This window comes from Nonomuraea aridisoli (genome assembly GCF_003236395.1).
GTDB classification, from domain to species: domain Bacteria; phylum Actinomycetota; class Actinomycetes; order Streptosporangiales; family Streptosporangiaceae; genus Nonomuraea; species Nonomuraea aridisoli.
The window spans coordinates 1-924 of the sequence record NZ_POUD01000594.1 but is presented as its reverse complement, the minus strand read 5'-3'; the positions used below and the strand labels follow the sequence as shown (position 1 = coordinate 924).

Annotated in this window: 1 protein-coding gene; it reads right to left on the bottom strand. The window is 70.5% G+C overall.

The annotated features are described in order from the left end of the window. Positions 1-184 precede the first annotated feature (184 nt). The coding region (locus tag C1J01_RS48295) for a metallophosphoesterase family protein (protein ID WP_111185856.1) at positions 185-924 on the bottom strand (740 nt) is incomplete at its 5' end.

Here is a 924-nt window from a genome sequence, read left to right as displayed (position 1 = left end):
GACCACCCCTCACACAGCCCGCCACCTGCGCATCCACGATGCGACCACCAGCCACACGGTCCGCTCCAACCGACCGCCACCCACCTGCACACACCCAACGAACAGCAGTTGAAACGCTCCGCGCACCGGAAGCCGAAACCCGCCCACCAACCGCCGGTGAACAGCCACCATGCCGGCGGCCCGCCTACCCGGTCCGCCCCTCCGCCTGCGCGAACGCCCGCAGCGCCTCGGCATCGGAGTGAATGGTGGTCACGTAGGAATCCACCCACTCCCCGATCTCCTCGAACCCACTCTCAACAAGCAGCCGCTCCCCCACCCGCGTGGCATCGAGCGGCGTCGAGCGCAGGGTGACCGCACCGCTCTCCCCGTCGAGCAGCGCCCAGTGCGCGCCGCCCCTCCCGTACGGCATCCCCACCGAACCCGGGTTGACCACCAGCACCCGATCGGCCAGCCGGACGAACGGCATGTGGGTGTTGCCCAGCACCACGGTGTCGGCCTCCTCCCCGGCCAGCACCTCGGCCCACCGTTCGAGTGAGCTGTCGACCAGGATCATCTCCTCGTCGCCCCGCGGCGTGGCGTGCACGAACAACACCGTGCCGAGCCGCCCCAGCTCCAGCACCCGCCGATCGGGCAGCGCCGCCAGCAACTCGACCTGATCGGGACGTAACGACTCCGCCGCCCACTGCGAGATCGCGTACGCACTGGGCTTCCCCCGGACGGCCTCCACCAGCTCCCGGTCGGCGTTGCCGTTGACCCACACGGCCCGCTCCCCCAGCTCGACCAGCGAGTCGAGCGTCTCGACCGGCATCGGCCCGGCCGCCATGTCACCGGTGAGCACGATGAGGTCGGCGGCGGCCACCTCGGGCTCGGCCAGCACGGTTTCGAGGGCGGGCAGCACCCCATGGCTGTCCCTTATACACATCT